The 17,592-nt window shown below is 42.8% G+C and carries 13 protein-coding genes; 7 read left to right on the top strand and 6 right to left on the bottom strand.

What is annotated here, in order from left to right; all coding sequences use genetic code 11:
• Nucleotides 1-4 precede the first annotated feature (4 nt).
• Entirely contained in the window at nucleotides 5-682 is a 678-nt protein-coding gene (locus QL898_RS09030) for a glutathione S-transferase family protein (RefSeq protein WP_290176554.1), read from the bottom strand.
• Nucleotides 683-1,146: 464 nt separating this feature from the next.
• Here QL898_RS09030 and QL898_RS09025 point away from each other — a divergent pair, with 464 nt between their 5' ends.
• Both QL898_RS09025 and QL898_RS09020 read left to right on the top strand, forming a co-directional pair.
• The gene (locus QL898_RS09025; RefSeq protein WP_290176553.1) at nucleotides 1,147-2,061 is read left to right on the top strand and encodes a LysR family transcriptional regulator; all 915 of its coding nucleotides are present in this window, start codon (nucleotides 1,147-1,149) and stop codon (nucleotides 2,059-2,061) included.
• 429 nt (nucleotides 2,062-2,490) lie between these two features.
• A complete protein-coding gene (locus tag QL898_RS09020) occupies nucleotides 2,491-3,579 on the top strand; it encodes a hypothetical protein (RefSeq protein ID WP_290176552.1) in 1,089 nt (362 codons plus the stop codon).
• 204 nt (nucleotides 3,580-3,783) lie between these two features.
• On the opposite strand, the gene cueR is transcribed toward QL898_RS09020, so the two are convergent.
• Together cueR and QL898_RS09010 are read right to left on the bottom strand one after the other, a co-directional pair.
• Nucleotides 3,784-4,176, bottom strand: coding sequence for a Cu(I)-responsive transcriptional regulator (gene cueR / locus QL898_RS09015; RefSeq protein ID WP_290176551.1), 393 nt, complete (start codon nucleotides 4,174-4,176; stop codon nucleotides 3,784-3,786).
• 106 nt (nucleotides 4,177-4,282) lie between these two features.
• Nucleotides 4,283-6,745: a heavy metal translocating P-type ATPase gene (locus QL898_RS09010; protein WP_290176550.1), complete on the bottom strand. Its 2,463-nt coding sequence runs from the start codon at nucleotides 6,743-6,745 to the stop codon at nucleotides 4,283-4,285.
• Nucleotides 6,746-7,181: 436 nt separating this feature from the next.
• On the opposite strand from QL898_RS09010, the gene QL898_RS09005 reads away from it, so the two are divergent.
• Complete coding sequence (locus QL898_RS09005) at nucleotides 7,182-7,895, top strand: hypothetical protein (protein ID WP_290176549.1); 714 nt, start codon at nucleotides 7,182-7,184, stop codon at nucleotides 7,893-7,895.
• A gap of 87 nt (nucleotides 7,896-7,982) precedes the next feature.
• Here QL898_RS09005 and QL898_RS09000 read toward each other — a convergent pair whose 3' ends face one another.
• Entirely contained in the window at nucleotides 7,983-8,891 is a 909-nt protein-coding gene (locus QL898_RS09000) for a LysR family transcriptional regulator (protein ID WP_201566464.1), read from the bottom strand.
• A 161-nt stretch (nucleotides 8,892-9,052) separates the two neighbouring features.
• On the opposite strand from QL898_RS09000, the gene QL898_RS08995 reads away from it, so the two are divergent.
• The 3 genes from QL898_RS08995 to QL898_RS08985 all read left to right on the top strand — a co-directional run bounded on the left by QL898_RS08995 (nucleotide 9,053) and on the right by QL898_RS08985 (nucleotide 12,196).
• Entirely contained in the window at nucleotides 9,053-9,499 is a 447-nt protein-coding gene (locus QL898_RS08995; RefSeq protein WP_290176548.1) for a DoxX family protein, read from the top strand.
• A gap of 88 nt (nucleotides 9,500-9,587) precedes the next feature.
• Nucleotides 9,588-10,415, top strand: a complete 828-nt coding sequence (locus QL898_RS08990; protein ID WP_290176547.1) for a class III extradiol ring-cleavage dioxygenase — start codon at nucleotides 9,588-9,590, stop codon at nucleotides 10,413-10,415.
• Between the two features lie 272 nt (nucleotides 10,416-10,687).
• The gene (locus tag QL898_RS08985) at nucleotides 10,688-12,196 is read left to right on the top strand and encodes a carboxylesterase family protein (protein ID WP_290176545.1); all 1,509 of its coding nucleotides are present in this window, start codon (nucleotides 10,688-10,690) and stop codon (nucleotides 12,194-12,196) included.
• 125 nt (nucleotides 12,197-12,321) lie between these two features.
• Here the strand turns inward: QL898_RS08985 and nirD are convergent, their stop codons facing one another.
• Both nirD and nirB read right to left on the bottom strand, forming a co-directional pair.
• Nucleotides 12,322-12,672 (bottom strand): nitrite reductase small subunit NirD, encoded by a 351-nt coding sequence (gene nirD / locus QL898_RS08980; protein ID WP_290176544.1) that lies wholly within the window; start codon nucleotides 12,670-12,672, stop codon nucleotides 12,322-12,324.
• A gap of 164 nt (nucleotides 12,673-12,836) precedes the next feature.
• Complete coding sequence (nirB, locus tag QL898_RS08975; protein WP_201547160.1) at nucleotides 12,837-15,437, bottom strand: nitrite reductase large subunit NirB; 2,601 nt, start codon at nucleotides 15,435-15,437, stop codon at nucleotides 12,837-12,839.
• Between the two features lie 526 nt (nucleotides 15,438-15,963).
• Here nirB and QL898_RS08970 point away from each other — a divergent pair.
• Entirely contained in the window at nucleotides 15,964-17,586 is a 1,623-nt protein-coding gene (locus QL898_RS08970; RefSeq protein WP_356638904.1) for a NarK family nitrate/nitrite MFS transporter, read from the top strand.
• Nucleotides 17,587-17,592: the final 6 nt, after the last annotated feature.

The raw sequence follows: 17,592 nt of genomic DNA, 5'->3' as shown, positions 1-17,592 counted from the left end.
TATGTTATTTAGCGTTTGCAGCTTGAATTTGAGCTTTAACGTGCTGCATAAACTCAGGCATGTTTGCTTGACTGTCTGCCTGAACGCTTTTTGCAATGTCGGTTTCACTCATAGCTTTGTTCCATTCTTTCATGCTGTCCACTTCTGCCAGTACATCCCACTCAAGCTGAGTCGCGCCAAAAGCGTTGACAATAGTGTTGACGTGATGCACATAGATGTCGGCCATGGTGAATTGCTCGCCTGCAATCCAAGGCGAAAACTTGCATAAACGATTCATGGCAATAATACCGCGGCCTAATACTTGACGAACTTCCTCTTTGATTGCGTTAGGTGCTTGAGTACCAGAAAATACATACGGAATCAGTCGACGGCTTGGTAGTTCAAAGTAAAGCTCTGCTATTTTCATAATCTGACGTACAGTCGCGCGTTCTGCTGCATCGGCAGGATATAGTGGCTTTTCAGGATATGTTTCTTCCAAAAAATCACAAATCACATTGGATTCCGACAGATTAAAACCGTCAGGCATGGTGATTGCAGGTACTTTACCCACTGGGCTGACGGTCAGTAGATCATCACTACCAGCGTACAAAAGGTCCTCTTGGAACGGAATGCCCTTATATAAAAGAGCGTGTTTTACTATGTTGTAATAGTTGCTTGCAGCAAAGCCGTGCAAAGTAATCATAAGTCATTCTTCCATTGTTGACGTAAAAGTTATTTTTAATCGTGTTTTCATTGCAACGTTTAGGGCGTGTTTGATATTCACAAATAGGCACTGCTGATTGCTAAAACGGTTCTAGACAAGGCGTAAAACGACGGTAATGCTCGTGCCTTAACTAGATTTACAACACAGTATGGGGCAGTTTTAGCATCAGCTCCAATATAAACAGAAGGAGACAGGACTATTTTTTGCCACTTCATTGTTAAAACATAGACGCTTAGAATGACTAAACTTACTATTTTTAACGTCGAACTGTCTAAAAAATAGTCTCTGTCAGTGCCATGGTCGAATATCAAGCACGCCCTAAGTTAAACACATTATTACTGGTTTTAATGTGGTTATATATAAGGAATAACGTGAATCACTATTGCTTTTAAGACAATAATAAAGCGAAAATGCTCACATATTCATCTAAATGGAGAGGTCAGTTGGATCAATTACGTGCCATCAAGTATTTCAGCAAAGTCGTAGAAACGGGCAGTTTTACTAAGGCGGCAAATGCATTCAAAGTGCCGCCATCCTCACTATCAAGACGAGTATCTGATTTAGAAAAGAGCTTGGGCGCGACACTGTTAAAGCGCTCGACTCGAATCGTTAAATTGACCGAAGTAGGGCAGGTTTATTATGACGATATGCAGCAAGTACTAGATCAGCTCGAGCAAAGCAAGGAAACAGTACGCAGTTATCAAACGACGCCAATGGGACGGTTACGTATCAGCTCTATGGTGGGTTTTGGTGAAAAGATACTGCTACCACTGCTGGATGAATTTGGTGAGTTGTATCCAGAGATTGTGCTAGATGTCAGTCTCAGTGATGAGCTATCAGCATTAGGACGTGACGACGTCGATATTGCGATTCGCGGTGGCTATGCACCAAATGAGCGAGTGCTTGCCATTAGGCTCATGGATAATGGGTTTATTCCGGTTGCGTCGCCCAGTTATTTAGAGATGCATGGTGTACCTAACCATGTAATGGAATTAAAGGAACATAAAGGCCTGTATTTTAAGGCGCCAAACGGTCCAACGCCTTGGCTCTGCTATGTGGATGATCAGTGGCATGATGTCTCAGGGCCAGCAGTCGCAATTTCAAACAATGGACCATGGCTTGCCAAGAAGGCTAGTGATGGTGAAGGGATTTTGATGTCAACTCGCTGGGCGCTATCCTCATATCTTGAGTCAGGGGCATTGCAAGAGATTAAATTTGAGCATCCGTTAGCAATTACGCAACATGATGATATGGCTGTATATTTGCTGTATCAAAAGCAGCGCTATCTAGTACCAAAAGTGAAAGCCGCAGTCGATTTCTTGGTTGAGAAAATAAAAGTAGGAAGTGTAGGTAAATAGCCTAAGCAATATTTTGTGATTGACTTATAATAACTAAATATTCTGCTAATCTGATTTGTGTAGGCTAGCGTTAGAATGATCATGTGCTTAAAGAGGAAGATAGTAGTTTTGAAATACTTAGTATTCATCGTCTCTTTTCAATAATTGACATTGCAATATAAGCTGTGTCTCGCATAAATACAAAAATATTAATCTATTGTTAATGTTGATCTTTCTGCAAGAAAATGACGCTTATTTTGGTAAAAATAAAGAAACTATTTGGAACTTTGACGAAATTTAGCAGTAAGCGAAATAGGTATTGGAGTTGTGATTGTTATAGGTCTTTATTTCCAATGTTAAGTCTCAATAAGGATGTTATTCTGAGTTAAAAGCTGTCTAGTAAAAGCTGGGAAGCTCACAAATTTCGGCTAATTATAAGGTTAGTAACAAATGAGAAATGTCATCAGTGATGATAAGATAGAAGACTTCCGGAATTTAGTAAATTCTAATTCAAGCTTTGTATATCAAATCTATAAAAATAAAGGTGGCAAGAACCTTTTTAACCTAGTCTGTTCTTGTCTGGACTGGATTACAGTATCAGTTCGACATTTGGAGAACATAACTAATTTTGATAAAAATATAGATACAAAATCTATGCAGGTCTATTCTTTAATATCTTCGATTGACCTTATATACGAATCGATTAAGCAACTGCACAGAGTATTTGTAAATGAAAGAAACATACCATTTTCAGGTGAGAAAAAGTGTTTTAATGAGCGCTTGTTTCCTAGTGAGGATGATAACGACTATTTTAAGACCATAAGAGCTTGCTTTGGTGCTCACCCTGTGAATTTACAGCAATCGAAATCAAAACGCTTTGCTAGTTGGCCTTTTGAGAGTCATGTCAATAGTGGCGATTTAAGTGTCCATTTGTACAGTAGAGATGTAAATGCAGAAGATCTATTGTTAAACCTCAACATAAATGAGTTATTGGAATTTCTCATTACTCGATATGACTATCTAGATGTTATTGCAGACAGGATAGAAAGTTTATTCAGCGAGTATCAGAAAAATCTTTCAAACCAAACGATTGAAACGAAACCTGATCCGCTTGAACAGCTCTATATTCTTAGGGATGAGTCTAAAAAACGCTTAGACAACGATTATTATGATGGTGAAATTAATGATCTAATTATGATTTTCGAGGCAGAAGTTACTGAACCCAAACTTGTGCAAATGGCCGATAATTACAAAGATTCTCTCTTACCTCTAATTGAAGAGATTAAGACTAATCTTCAAGTGGTGAACCTCGTTGATTTAGAAAATGACTCTATGGTTAGAGTTCGCTCAGGCCTTGGTGTGCAGTTAAGTTATGAACTGTCCAAGTTCTATAATTGGGTGTACGGTGATAGATATGATCCACTATTGAACTACTACTTTGAACGATTCAATGAAGTTACAAAAGGTAAGTTTAACTTCACTAGTTGTGATGAAATTAACCTGACATTTCTTAAAGTAAAGTTGATGTTAGCCGAATAAAATACAGGTTCAGAAGGGTTTCTTCTTATAACCGCAAACAGATCAAATTCATTAGTGAATCTATTGATTCTCTAAACCATAGATTGACTTGTTCTAGAGGTGTATTGGCATAGTAAGTTTGGTCAAACATTGATACTCAAGATTATTACGAGCAATGACTCCAAATAAGAACGCGCTATAAATGAGCTAATGCTAGCGTCCGCTTCATTTAGCTTGCCTAAGATCATCCAGAATAGCGCAATCTGCATTATCATCGCCTGCGCAATGATCAAAAGAGTTCTGTAGCGAGTCGACCATCTCCTGCAATTGAGTGATTTTTTGGTTTAACGTTTCGATATGCTCTTGTGTCAATTGCTTAACATCCGCACTCTGACGGTTGGCATTTTTGCGCAGATACAGTAACTCTTTCATTTGCTTGGATGAGAATCCCAAGTCACGAGAATGCCTCAAAAAGCATAAGTCGTCTATATCGTCTTTAGAATACAAGCGATAACCTGAGTTCGACCGATTGACTGTTTCTAGCAAGCCAATCTGCTCATAGTAGCGAATCATTTTGGTAGAGATACCTGATTGCTTTGATGCTTGACCAATATTCATATTTCTCCTCCTAACCTAGAAAGGGCTTAAGCATTAATGTTTAAACCCTATATGGATATGCTTTACGATTCTATATTTACTCTGTAGCGGTTTAGTAGTTCGCTGACTATACTTTAAAGTACTTGAGGCGTAACGCATTACCCAATACGAAAACAGAAGAGAGTGCCATGGCACCTGCCGCAAAAATGGGTGAGAGCAGAATACCAAATGCGGGATACAAGACACCTGCGGCAATCGGAATCAAAGCAACATTATAAATAAACGCCCAAGCCAGATTTTGTCTTATATTACTGATGGTGGCTTTACTCAAGGCAATCGCGGTAGGCACGCCTTGCAGACTACCTGACATTAGCACCACTTCAGCCGCCTCAATCGCAACGTCTGTGCCTGTACCAATGGCCAAACCAACATCGGATTGAGCCAATGCAGGGGCATCATTGATACCATCACCAACAAATGCCACTCGGCCATATTGCTCTTGCAACTGGCGTATTGCATCCACTTTGCCTTCGGGCAATACTTCTGCCACTACCTGATCAATATTTAATTTTGCGGCAATCGCTTGGGCGGTATGGCGATTATCACCTGTAATCATAGCCACTTTTAAGCCCAACTGATGTAGTGCGGCGATGGCGGCATGAGTCGTCTCTTTAATAGGATCTGCAACGGCGATGATAGCAGCCAACTGCTGGTCAATAGAGACATAGAGTGGGGTTTTACCTTCTTGCCCCAAACGTAGCGCATCTTGTTTAAAAGGCGCGACATCAAGCCCTAATTGTTGCATATAACGATCTGCGCCAATATGAATCACTTGGCCTGCCACGTTTGCTTGAATACCCAAACCTGTCATCGCCTCAAAGTCAGTGATAGGAAGCAGTTGAATATTCTGTTGCTCTGCTGCTTGTACAATGGCTAAGGCAATGGGATGCTCAGATTTTGCTTCAACCGATGCCACCACACGTAAGACTTGTTCTTTCTCAAATCCTTGTTGGACTTGAAAATCCGTTAAGGTAGGTTTGCCTTCAGTCAATGTGCCTGTTTTATCAACGGCAACCACGCTCACGTCCTGAAGCACTTGTAGCGCTTCGCCTTTACGGAATAGCACACCCAATTCTGCACCGCGACCCGTACCGACCATAATAGAGGTGGGAGTGGCCAATCCCATTGCACAAGGGCAAGCTACAATGAGTACGGCAACCGCATTGATTAAACCAAAGGTTAAGGCAGGGTTAGGGCCAAAAATCAACCAGACAATAAAGGTTAATGCTGATAGAAACATCACCGCTGGTACAAACCACATAGTGACTTTATCCACCAATGCTTGAATCGGTAATTTAGAGCCTTGGGCTTGTTCTACCATACGAATGATTTGTGCCAAAACAGAATCTTCACCGATGGCCGTTGCCCGAATATTCACGGTACCGTTTTGATTGATAGTACCGCCGACCACTTGATCGCCTGCTTGTTTTTTCACAGGGACAGGTTCACCAGTAATCATAGATTCGTCAATATAACTGTGACCGTCAACGACTTCGCCATCGATGGGCACACGCTCGCCTGGACGAATCTCAACTATCATTTTTGCAGTGACGTCTTCTACAGGGACGTCAATGACTTTGCCATCTTGCTGTACACGGGCGGTCTTTGCCTGCATGCCTACTAAATGCTGAATGGCCCCAGAAGTACGTCCTTTAGCCTTTGCTTCAAAATAACGTCCTAATAATATCAAGCTCACAATCATGGCAGCAGCTTCGTAATAGACGTGCACCGTGCCTTCAGGTAGCGCTTGCGGGATAAAGGTCGCTATGAGGGAAAAGCCATACGCTGCGATAGTACCAATCGCCACTAGCGAATTCATATCTGGCGCAAAACGCAATAAGGCTGGCACGCCTTTTTGATAAAAGCGTCGTCCTGGAAAGAGTAGTACCAATGTGGTCAAAACAAACTGTATCAGCCAACTTTGCTGAGTGCCGAGGTTATTCACTACCCACATATGAAAGGCGGGAATCATATGCGAGCCCATTGCTAGAATGAATACGGGCAGTGACAACAGCGCAGAAAGTCCTAAATCTCGTTTTAGCTGATTTTGCTCTGCTGCTTTCTTATCTTGTCGATCACTTTGGTCTTGTTCTACCAGTTTGGCCTCGTAGCCCGCTTTTTTAACGGCCTCAATCAATTCACTCGTTTGTATTTGCGCATCGCCTTTAATCCAAGCGCGTTCAGTCGCAAGGTTTACTGTGGCTTGTTGCACGCCAGCGACTTTGGCCAAAGATTTTTCTACCCGCCCAACGCAAGAGGCACAGCTCATGCCTTCAATGGATAGCTCGATAGGCTTGGTTTCAGTCACCTTATAGCCTGCGCGCTCTACTGCTTTGTTTAACTGTGCAACGTCTAAAGGCTGCGATGAATAAACAGTCGCCTGTTCAGTGGCAAGATTTACCTCAGCTTTTTCAACGTGCTCAATATTTTTTAACTGCTTTTCGATACGCCCGACACACGAGGCACAACTCATGCCTTCAATGCTCAGCACTTCTTGATAAGTAGGGGCTTTAGTATTTTTTGTTTTCATAACAACCTCTGTCGTTTTTAACTATATTTTTAATCTTATTTTCAAATCTATAGTGACAGCATATAGGTTGACATCATGGTAAGGTCAAGCAGATTTCTTTAAATACTTTTAAACCCGTTTATAGTAGCGTCTTATATTTATCGTTGAATACAAAATAGCTCGATTATGGTTTATTGTTGAAGGTATGGCGGCATTAATTCTAAAATAGGGCAGGATAAATGACTGATAATAAGATAAACTGCCCAGCGAGCGCTGATAGGGTTCGATAACTCTCGATAGCTCTAGATCAATTCACTGTATTTGACTGCTAGCGAAGAAAATACCAATAATAAGAAATGCTGCTAGCAATGACAGAGTACAACGTCAATAGCAGGTGATATCAGCACCGTTAACATAAAACATTTATACAAGACCATTGATATTAAGGCACATCACTATGGAAGAAGTACCAAATACGATAGAACAAAGACCTGTATTCATGCCCAAAGTCAACAGTGACAATTTGGTAAAAACGGATATGGTTATGTTTGAGCGGCATGTGGGATTTGCGACCAGACAAAAGAAAAAATCCATCAATGACTTACAACAAGTCATTCGTAAAAAGTATGGGTTTAAGCATGTGTTAGAGCTGTCTAGCAAATCTGGTAATAAGCTGAGTTTTCCATTAAGCCCGTTTAGCTTAAAAATTACTGATGAGCGTGATGACAATCCATATAGTGTCGAAAATGCTTTTCAAGCCAGTATGGTTTTTGAAGATGGTGGTCCTTACACGGATTTGCTGACTGCGCCGCCAAGACAAGCCCGAAAGGATGAGCGATTGATGACTTCGGGCGAGCTCATTGGCTACAATTACTTTGGAATGGAATGGGGCGTAGAGCCCTTAACGACATTTTATGATTGGCTGTACGTGAATGCGCTCAAGCAAAATCCTCAGCTGCATGAAGAAGTGATTCAATATCAGGGCTTCACTGATATTACCTTTAATCCTAAAAAATCTATTCATAGCGCGGCGTATGCGTTAGCGTTATTTGTGGCGCTGCATAAACGAGAATTGCTCGATAATGTTGAAGACCCAATGGCATTCTATGACTTATGCAATAATTTTAAAATCAGCAATACTGAGCACCTATTAGAAGAAGGTTGGATCTAATCGTCAAATTAGATCGCTTAAGTTTGCTTGAACCGAAAGCTACGATACATAATGTGTCGTGGCTTTTTTATTTCTCTATATTTAGAGCTATATATTCTCATCCCAATACGGCGGCGTGCCATAGTAGTTGGTCATAAAGTCGATAAAGCATCTGACTTTGTGAGGTAGTAGTTTTCTATGGGCATAGACTGCATACAACCCCAAAGGGCTAGGTTCATATTCTGGCAACACTACAACCAACTTACCAGTACTTAATGCTTCGCTAGCAATAAAAGTTGGCTGTAATATCAATCCTCCGCCTGCAATAGCTGCTTCAACGAGTACGTCGCCATTATTGCTATGGAAAACGCTACGTTCTTTGAATTGTTTGGTCTTTAGGTATTTGTAGATTTGACCCTTAGTTTCTACATTCATATAGCTATAATGCAAATAGCGATGCGACTCTAAATCCTCAAGCTGCTTAGGTGTGCCATGAGCTTTGAGGTACTCGGGCGAGGCGCATAATACCACGCGAATCGGAGCAATCTGCTTGGCGATAAGCGATGAGCTTTGGAGCTGTCCGATACGCAGGGCAATATCAAACCCTTCTTCAACGATATCTACTTTTCGATCACTCAACTGCAGATCAACGGTAACTGAGGGGTAGCGCGCCTGAAAATCAGTGATGAGTTTTGCCATATGCTTTAGGGCAAAGGAGACGGGCGCACTGATACGCAAGACGCCTTTAGGATGCTGCTGTAAGCCGCCTAACTGCGATGCCATCTCATCAATACTTAATAAAATCTGCTGCGCATGCGTAAAATATTGACTGCCAGCTTCTGTCAGGCTGACTTTGCGCGTAGTGCGGTTGAGCAGGCGAGTATGCAGTTCCTCCTCTAGCTTTGCTACATACTTGCTTACTAGCTGCGGCGAGAGCTGCATCGTAATAGCCGCTTTACTAAAGCTGCCTTCCGTGACTACCGCGACAAAAGCGCGCATGGCATCGATTCTATCCATATCTGTCCCTATAATTCTCTCGATATCAAATCCATTGTAAACAGTATGTTGATAATTATTCAATATAACTGAGCTTACTCTTTTATAGTGTTGATAGTAAAGTGTGCCTATATCATTTTCGACACTATTTATTCTAATCATACTTTATGGAGTAAGCATCAATGAAATCATCACTATTAAATACTGTTTTGACATCAAAAGCTGGAGTGGCGGCCTTAGTGCTTCGTGTACCCGTTGGCTTAATTTTAGCAGCCCATGGTGCCCAAAAACTGTTTGGTTGGTTCGGTGGCAACGGTCTGGCAGGCACTGCCCAGTGGTTAAGCAGTATGGGTATAGAACCTGGCTACCTGATGGCAATACTCGCAGGCGGTGCTGAGTTCTTCGGTGGTCTGGCTCTGGTATTAGGTATGCTAACCAGACCGGCTGCTTTAGCGGCAGCCTTTACCATGTTGGTGGCTATTTTTTCTGTCCATATTAGCAATGGGCTATTTGCTGATAATGGTGGTTATGAATACGCATTAACATTGATGGTAGCTACGCTTGCCCTAGCTATTCAAGGTGGCGGTACCCTGAGTATGGATAAAGTATTATCAGAAAAATTAGGCTAGGCTTCATCATTGTAAATGGGGTCATTCAATTTTACTGAATAAAGCAATTTGAAAGTAGCCATTTAAGACAAGCAACAAGGGGAAAGCCATGACAACACTTTTATCTAATGAGCCAGTCAGCCAGCCTGTACTGTTTATACCGCATGGTGCAGGGCCTTGTTTTTTTATGGATTGGCAACCAGCGGATATGTGGTATGAGATGGCAATGTTTTTAAAAAGTATTTCTGCTTGTTTGCCTGAGCGACCAAAGGCTATCTTAATCATTAGTGCGCATTGGCAGACGGCTGAATTTAGTATCACCGCTAGTAAGCAACCTGATCTCATTTATGATTATTATGGCTTTCCTGAGCATACTTATAATTTGACTTATCCAGCCTCAGGCGCGCCAGCATTAGCGGAGCAAGTCAGCCGGCTACTGACAGAGGCAAGGGTAGGTAATAAACAAGATGCGGAGCGCGGTTTTGATCATGGGGTATTTATACCGCTTAAGCTAATGTTCCCTGAGGCGGATATTCCAGTGGTCCAACTATCTTTGCGTCATGATTTAGATCCACAAGCGCATTTGGCTGCTGGTCAGGCATTGGCGTCACTGCGTACAGAGGGTGTGCTAATCGTCGGTAGCGGCATGAGCTTTCATAATATGCGCGGTTATGGCGATACCAGTTTTACTGAACCGTCAGAGCGTTTTGATGAATGGCTAACGAATACTGTAGAATCAGTAGACTCGAATAAGCGACTTGCGGCATTGACCAATTGGAAAAATGCTCCTCACGCGCTTGACTCACATCCATTAGGGGCAGAGGAGCATTTGTTACCGCTTATGATAGCGGTGGGTGCAGCAGGATGTGACAAAGGGCACAAGATTTACTCCCAGCAAGTGCTAAAAACGCAATTGTCTGCTTTTCAGTTTGGTTAGATATTACTTTTTAATTTCATCTCAAATCGTTAGTCTGAATTTTCTAGTCGTATATAAGCTCACCATAACGTTATAAAACCCTTACGTTTATCTTATAAAAACTTTGGTCAGAGCACGGTATTATTCTAAGAAACAGTAAGCTTCAGGTTGGGTATCCACTTTTCCACTCTAATAAGAAAGACAAGTAAACAAAAAAAGGAATCATAATGATGGCTTTGAACCATATGGTAAAAAGGTTTTGCAAAGCGACAGTCATAATTTTAAGCTTTAATATGGCGTCTTCATTTGCAGCGAATAACGATATAGAAGGACAACAGATGACGGTTTCTATTCATCAAGGCGACGTTCAAGGTAAAGTGGATGCCGACGTTACGTCATTTTACGGTATTCCTTATGCTCATGATCCTTTTACAAAAGCGCGTAGGTTTAAAGCTCCTCAGGCGTATGAAAAGTGGGAAGGAGTCTTGGACGCCACAAAAAAAACAGCGCCAGTTCCGCAGCCAGGCAGAGAGCAGACGGTTGAGCTTGTCGGTGCTGCAGGCGACCTTACCTTAAACATATGGGCGCCAACGGCTGCTCTACAATCAAATAAGCAGCTACCTGTAATGGTTTGGATACCAGGCGGCGCTTTTATTCGGGCAGATGCAGGAGAAGAGGCGTACAACGGTACTAGCTTTGCAAAAAACGACGCGATTGTCGTCACTGTGAATTATCGCGTTGGTGTGGATGGGTTCATGCATTTAGATGGTGCGCCAGATAATAGAGGTATTCTCGATCAAATTGCGGCATTACAATGGGTACAGAAAAACATTGCCAATTTTGGCGGTAATCCAGAGAACGTTACTTTGTTCGGTCAATCAGCAGGTGCTGAAAGCGTCGCCATACTTTTGGGCACAGATAAGGCAAAAGGTCTCTTTCAACAAGCAATCATGCAAAGCCCACCGATGCAATTTATGACCATGGAGCAAGCAGATCGAGTTAGCCAAACTTTTGCCAAAGAGCTAGGTGTGTCAGCAACGATAAGCGATATCTCTCAAATTCCGCTTGAAACGTTAGTCACTGAAGTTATTGATATCGGCAACACTATAAAGAATCGAGACCGGTGGGGCATGATGTCTTGGGGCGGAACAGCATTTTTACCTGTCGCTGATGGAGATGTCATCAAAGAGTCACCTATGAGAGATTTGGCAAACAATACAGATCCAGCCATTCCCGTTATCGTGGGTAGTACGGATCAAGAAGCTAGACTGTATTATGTTCCAGGCGGTGCTATCGACCAAATTCCTGCAACACAAAGATCTCAGTTGTTGAGTGATTTATCTTTGAATGGTGCATCGCGTAATGTTTACGCACCCATTAAGGATAAAAAATCTATTGGCGATAGCTTTGCTGACATTCAGTCTGATTATACCTTTCGGATGCCTGCAGTCCACATTGCTGAGCACTTGGTTAACAACGGCAATAAAGTCTGGCATTATAACTTTTCGTGGTTTTCACCAGCCTTTGATGGAAAGTTAGGCGCCGCGCATTTTGTAGATGTGCCTTTTACCTTTAACGCTCTTGATAGTGAGCAAGCCAAAAGCTTTGTTGGCGATCAACCATTGCAAAAGCTTGCCGATACCATGCATCAAAACTGGATCGAGTTTGCTCGTTCTGGACAAGCACCATGGGATAACTATCGACTAGCAGATCGAGCAACGATGGTATTTGATACTGATTCTGAAGTTGTTAAAGACCCTGAGCGAGACGTTAGAGTGTTGTGGAAAGATTATTCGTTCTAAAGCATCGATCATGGTGTTTCAGCGTAGTTGTCAAAAATAAAACATCCTTTGAATCCGAGGTTCAAAGGATGTTTTAGGTTAGTAGAGCAATTATTAACGACCTATCAAATTAGAGATAACGTCTGTTATTCATATTTTGCCACCACATTATTTCCGTCAAGTTCGAATTTATAGGTGTTAAGCACGATACTGTCATCATCTAAACACTGACCAGTAGCAAGATTAAAGCGCTGCTTATAGATAGGTGAGGCCACATAAAGCACTTCTTTTGCTATTCCTGCATCATCTGTAATCGTGGTGCCACCAATCAACCCCCGAGACAATACATTGGCCTGACTAAATGGGTCGTAGTTATCAAGAGCAAATAAATCGTTCTGTTTGGTACGAAAAATAGCAATTTGTTTGCCATCTATCAGGGCGCAGACACCGGTTTCAGGGATGATATCGTCAAGTGTGCAAATGGTCTGTTGGTTCATGAGGCGGTATCCTTAATGATGATAATATTGCTCTGTATGAGTGGTAAATCATGAGTGACAAGCTGCAAGTTATAAAACGTGATTTGAGAAAAATGAGTCTAGGAACATGAGTCAAAAAATAGCGCCTTGCTTTTTGTGATAACTAACAAGGCACTTATCATTGGCTAGGCCAATTCAACCAGGTTGATGGTTGCTTTTTCCGCATCAGTCGCTGGGCGAATCTGCTCACGATCAGTCACGAAAACGACATTATCATCGCCTTTCTCACTGTTTACAAAATGACGGAAACGTTTGAGTTTTTCGGTGTCATTAATCGTCGCTGCCCACTCACACACGTAATTGTCGACCAATAATTGCATTTGTGCTTCGAGCTCATCTGCTATGCCTAAACTGTCTTCAATAATGACGGCTTTTAGATAGTCAAGCCCGCCATCTAAGCTTTCACGCCACTTTGAGGTGCGCTGTAGCTTATCCGCTGTTTTGATATAAAACATGATGATGCGGTCGATATATTTGACCATGGTTTCGGTATCTAGATCCGTGGCAAACAGCTCGCCATGACGCGGGGTAATACCGCCATTACCGCAGACAAATAGATTCCAGCCATTTTCAGTCGCAATCATGCCAAAGTCTTTACTTTGCGCTTCCGCACATTCGCGCATACAGCCTGACACACCCATCTTGATTTTGTGCGGTGATCGCACGCCTTTATAACGATCCTCTAATCGCAAGGCGAGGCCAATACTGTCATCGACGCCGTAGCGACACCAGGTATTACCGATACAAGATTTCACAGTACGTAAAGATTTACCATAGGCATGGCCAGTCTCAAAGCCGGCTTGTACCAGTTGCGTCCAAATATCAGGCAATTGCTCCATGCGTGCGCCAAACAGATCGACCCGCATCCCACCAGTGATTTTGGTGTACAAATTAAACTGTTTTGCCACTTGACCCAGTACGATGAGCTTGTCTGCAGTAATTTCACCGCCCGGCACACGAGGTACGACGGAATAAGTGCCGTCTTTTTGGATATTACCTAAGTAGTAATCGTTACTGTCCTGTAGTGGTGTTAGCTCGGTTTTGAGTACGTAGTCGTTCCAGCACGATGCCAGAATAGAGGCGACTGTTGGTTTACATATCTCACAGCCATGACCGCTACCATGTTCAGTTAGTAACTCATCAAAGGTTTTGATACCGTGCACGCGAATCAGACTATATAGATCTTGACGAGAGTACGCAAAGTGCTCACATAAGTCATTATTCACTTCAAAGCCCATGGCGGTGAGTTGATAGCTGACCGTATCTTTGACCATAGGTGCGCAGCCGCCACAGCCACTCCCAGCACTGGTTACGGTTTTTACATCGCTGACAGAGTATGCGCCGTTTTCGACGGCCGAGCAGATAGCGCCTTTGGTCACGTTATAACAAGAGCAAATCGTGGCGGTATCTGGCAAATTGTCGATGCCCATCACGGGTTTTTCGACATTGGGTAATATCAGGCTTTCAGGATGTGCAGGTAGGTCAATGTCATTTAAATACAATTGCAATAGGTTGTTATAGTCTTCGGTGTCGCCGACCAATACAGCACCAAGCAAGCGTTTGTTATCCGGTGTGGTGACCAGTTTTTTATAAATGCCCTCAGCAGGATTTTGATACAGGTAGCTTAAGCTGCCCTCGCTTGAGCCATGTGCGTCGCCAATACTACCCACATCAACACCCATCAGTTTTAACTTAGTGCTCATGTCAGCACCCGTAAACGTCTGCTTGCTGTCACCAGCGATTTGCGCGGCACAGATACTGGCCATGTTGTAACCGGGAGCCACCAGACCAAATACTTTGTTGTCCCATACTGCGCATTCGCCCACGGCATAAACATGGTCTACATTGGTGCGGCACTGCTCATTGATCAAGATGCCACCACGCCCGCCCATTTCAATACCACATTCGGGGTTGTTTTTAATGAGACTATCTTGGGGCCTGATACCGGCGCTAAACACAATCATATCGGTTGTTAGAGAGGTGCCATCTGTAAACTCCATGGTTAAATGTTGATCATCACTGCTGAAGTCATCAGGGTTAAATGCGGTATTAGATAGAATCTCTTTGGTGTTTTTGCCTGTCAGTACTTTGACACCCAGTGCTTCTATTTTACGCTTTAAGATCTCACCGCCAGCGGCATCGAGCTGAACGCCCATTAATTGCGGCGCGAACTCGACCACATAAGTATCAAGCCCTAGCGTCACGAGCGCTTTTGCGGCCTCAAGCCCCAGTAAGCCACCACCAACCACCACGCCTTTTTTAACAGTGGGCAGATCGGCAATTGCTAAAATATCATCTAAATCTGCAATGGTACGGTATACGTGGCAGTGCGGATGCTCGCGGCCTGGGATGGGCGGTACAAAAGGATATGAGCCCGTCGCTAGTACCAACTCAGAGTATTCAATAATATCGCCTGCCTCAGTAGTAATACGCTGACTGGCCGAATCAATATCTACAATACACTGATTCAAATGCAAATTAACTTTTGATAATTCATAAGCCGTTAAATCTACTAGGTTCAGCTTACTGGCATCTTTATGTTCAAAGTAGCTCGACAAATAAACACGGTCATAAGCAGGGCGGTCTTCTTCAGCAAATACATGAATGTCAAATTGCTGGTGTAGCCCTTGCTCAATTGCTCGTTCAATAAAATGATGACCGACCATACCGTTGCCAATCACCACCAAATTGCCTTTGTTTTCTGTGTTCAATGAAGTGCTACTCATGCGTCTGTCCTTAGTAATGGGGCTGGTTGAACGCGGCCATCGTTTATTTTTTTATCACGCTATAAACGGCTCCGTCTCTCAACAACAGCTGATAAACAGCATTTAATACCTACTATTACAGAGCATTCAATAATCATGCCATAGCACTTTTATTAGCTGGGTTTTGGCGTGTTGCCATTAGACATAAAGGTATGTGGTATCAGGACCAGTCGCTTATGTACAAAGGTTTCTACGTCAGCATGATCAGCGCTATGACTTACCAAAAACAGGATGGTCGCCGTTGTCATCGACTGAGATATCAGAAGTTAATGCACCAAAATAGTTACTACTGTGCCCCAAATTGGATGTTATTGCTATTTATAAGGGAGGCTGATGAAGTATTTTAAGTCTGCTGTGTTAATGCTTTATTAGCATAAGCGTCAGGTGTGGCAATGGTTATAGACCCACCAGTAAAGGCGCTTAGAGCTTCAATAAGCATTGGTCTTTATATGGATTTGGCAGCGTACACAAATAACTGGCATAACCATTGCACTGCTTGAAACATTGCTCCTTATCATATTTGAATACTGCACTTTTTGAACACTTAGTACCTTTAGTACGTTGTCAGAACCCTGAAGTTAATCATTTGAGGAAGTTGCCTATGTCATCATCAGCCCCCGTTGCATCTAGTAAAGACAAGCTCAACGTTTTGTCGTTTACGGGTAAAAATAAAATCCTTCATTTAGGTTGGGTGGCATTTTTCCTTACCTTTTTTGTATGGTTTAACCATGCACCATTTTTATCAGCGATTGGAGAAACACTCAATCTGAGTAAAGACCAAGTCAAAACGTTACTCATTTTAAACGTGGCACTAACTATTCCTGCCCGCGTGATTATCGGGATGCTGACAGACCGTTTTGGCCCTCGTATTGTTTATACCGCCATTTTGGCTATTGGTGCCATTCCTTGTTTTACCTTTGCGTTCGCGCAGGATTACAACACCTTGGCACTGTCTCGGTTTTTACTGGGTTTTGTGGGTGCAGGTTTTGTGGTGGGTATTCGTTTGATGAGTGATTGGTTTCCCACCAATGAATTGGGGACGGCTGAGGGTATTTATGGAGGGTGGGGTAATTTTGGCTCGGCAGCAGCGGCACTGTTATTGCCGACTATCGCGATTGGTGCCGCAGCAGTTTTTGGTGGTGATGAAGGTTGGCGCTATGCAACAGCCACATCAGGGGTAGTGATGGCGATATATAGCATCATTTTTTATAAGATGGCACGTAATACACCTAAAGGGGCCACTTATTTTAAACCCAAAAAATCAGGTGCCATGATGGTGACGTCATCAGGTGATTTTTGGTTAATGATGGTTTTTAAACTGCCTATGTATTTGGCGTTGGCGCTATTGGCATGGAAATTATCACCTGATGGTGTGAGCTTGTTGAGCCAGTCTAGTGTCACTATGGTCTATATTGGCCTTGCGATACTGTATGTTTACGAGTTCATTAGTAGCTACCGTTTTAATAAAGAGGTTTTCACCACGCCTGTACCAGTGGCGCATCGTTATGATTTTAAGCAAGTAGGTATCTTAAATATTTTGTATTTTGCCACGTTCGGCTCAGAGCTTGCCGTCGTGTCGATGCTCCCTCTGTTTTACCAAGAAACTTTTAGTTTATCGATTGTGATGGCGGGGGTGTTGGCATCGAGCTATGCCTTTATGAATCTCATGTCACGTCCAGGTGGCGGTTGGCTCAGTGATAAGTTTGGTCGCAAAATAACTTTGTTGATTTTGACAGCTGGTTTGGCCATCGGGTATCTGTTGATGGGCTTCCTTGACTCAACGTGGCCACTTGCATTGGCGCTATTAATTACGATGTTTTGCTCATTCTTTGTACAGGCAGGTGAGGGGGCTGTTTTTGCGGTAGTTCCTTTGATCAAACGCAGTATGACAGGACAGTTTGCAGGGATGACAGGCGCGTATGGCAATGTTGGATCAGTCGTGTATTTAACGGTGCTGAGTTTGGTGTCTTATCAAGTATTTTTCTTTGTAATTGCCGCGACAGCAGTGGTTGGATTCTTTGCATTGTTTCTCTTAAAAGAGCCAGAAGGCATCATTATTGAAGAGATGCCAGATGGTACATTTGCCGAAATACAAGTGAGTCATAGATAGTACGGG

The organism is Psychrobacter sp. APC 3279, assembly GCF_030407795.1.
GTDB lineage: Bacteria > Pseudomonadota > Gammaproteobacteria > Pseudomonadales > Moraxellaceae > Psychrobacter.
This window is presented reverse-complemented; position numbering and strand designations above follow the sequence as displayed.

Excerpts from the sequence above, each read along its gene's own strand:
- QL898_RS09000 (WP_201566464.1), bottom strand. The coding sequence starts at position 8,891 with ATGGATAGAATCGATGCCATGCGCGCTTTTGTCGCGGTAGTCACGGAA.
- QL898_RS09020 (WP_290176552.1), top strand. The coding sequence starts at position 2,491 with ATGAGAAATGTCATCAGTGATGATAAGATAGAAGACTTCCGGAATTTA.
- cueR (WP_290176551.1), bottom strand. The coding sequence starts at position 4,176 with ATGAATATTGGTCAAGCATCAAAGCAATCAGGTATCTCTACCAAAATG.
- nirD (WP_290176544.1), bottom strand. The coding sequence starts at position 12,672 with ATGAACCAACAGACCATTTGCACACTTGACGATATCATCCCTGAAACC.
- QL898_RS09005 (WP_290176549.1), top strand. The coding sequence starts at position 7,182 with ATGGAAGAAGTACCAAATACGATAGAACAAAGACCTGTATTCATGCCC.
- nirB (WP_201547160.1), bottom strand. The coding sequence starts at position 15,437 with ATGAGTAGCACTTCATTGAACACAGAAAACAAAGGCAATTTGGTGGTG.
- QL898_RS08995 (WP_290176548.1), top strand. The coding sequence starts at position 9,053 with ATGAAATCATCACTATTAAATACTGTTTTGACATCAAAAGCTGGAGTG.
- QL898_RS09010 (WP_290176550.1), bottom strand. The coding sequence starts at position 6,745 with ATGAAAACAAAAAATACTAAAGCCCCTACTTATCAAGAAGTGCTGAGC.
- QL898_RS08990 (WP_290176547.1), top strand. The coding sequence starts at position 9,588 with ATGACAACACTTTTATCTAATGAGCCAGTCAGCCAGCCTGTACTGTTT.
- QL898_RS08985 (WP_290176545.1), top strand. The coding sequence starts at position 10,688 with ATGGCGTCTTCATTTGCAGCGAATAACGATATAGAAGGACAACAGATG.
- QL898_RS09030 (WP_290176554.1), bottom strand. The coding sequence starts at position 682 with ATGATTACTTTGCACGGCTTTGCTGCAAGCAACTATTACAACATAGTA.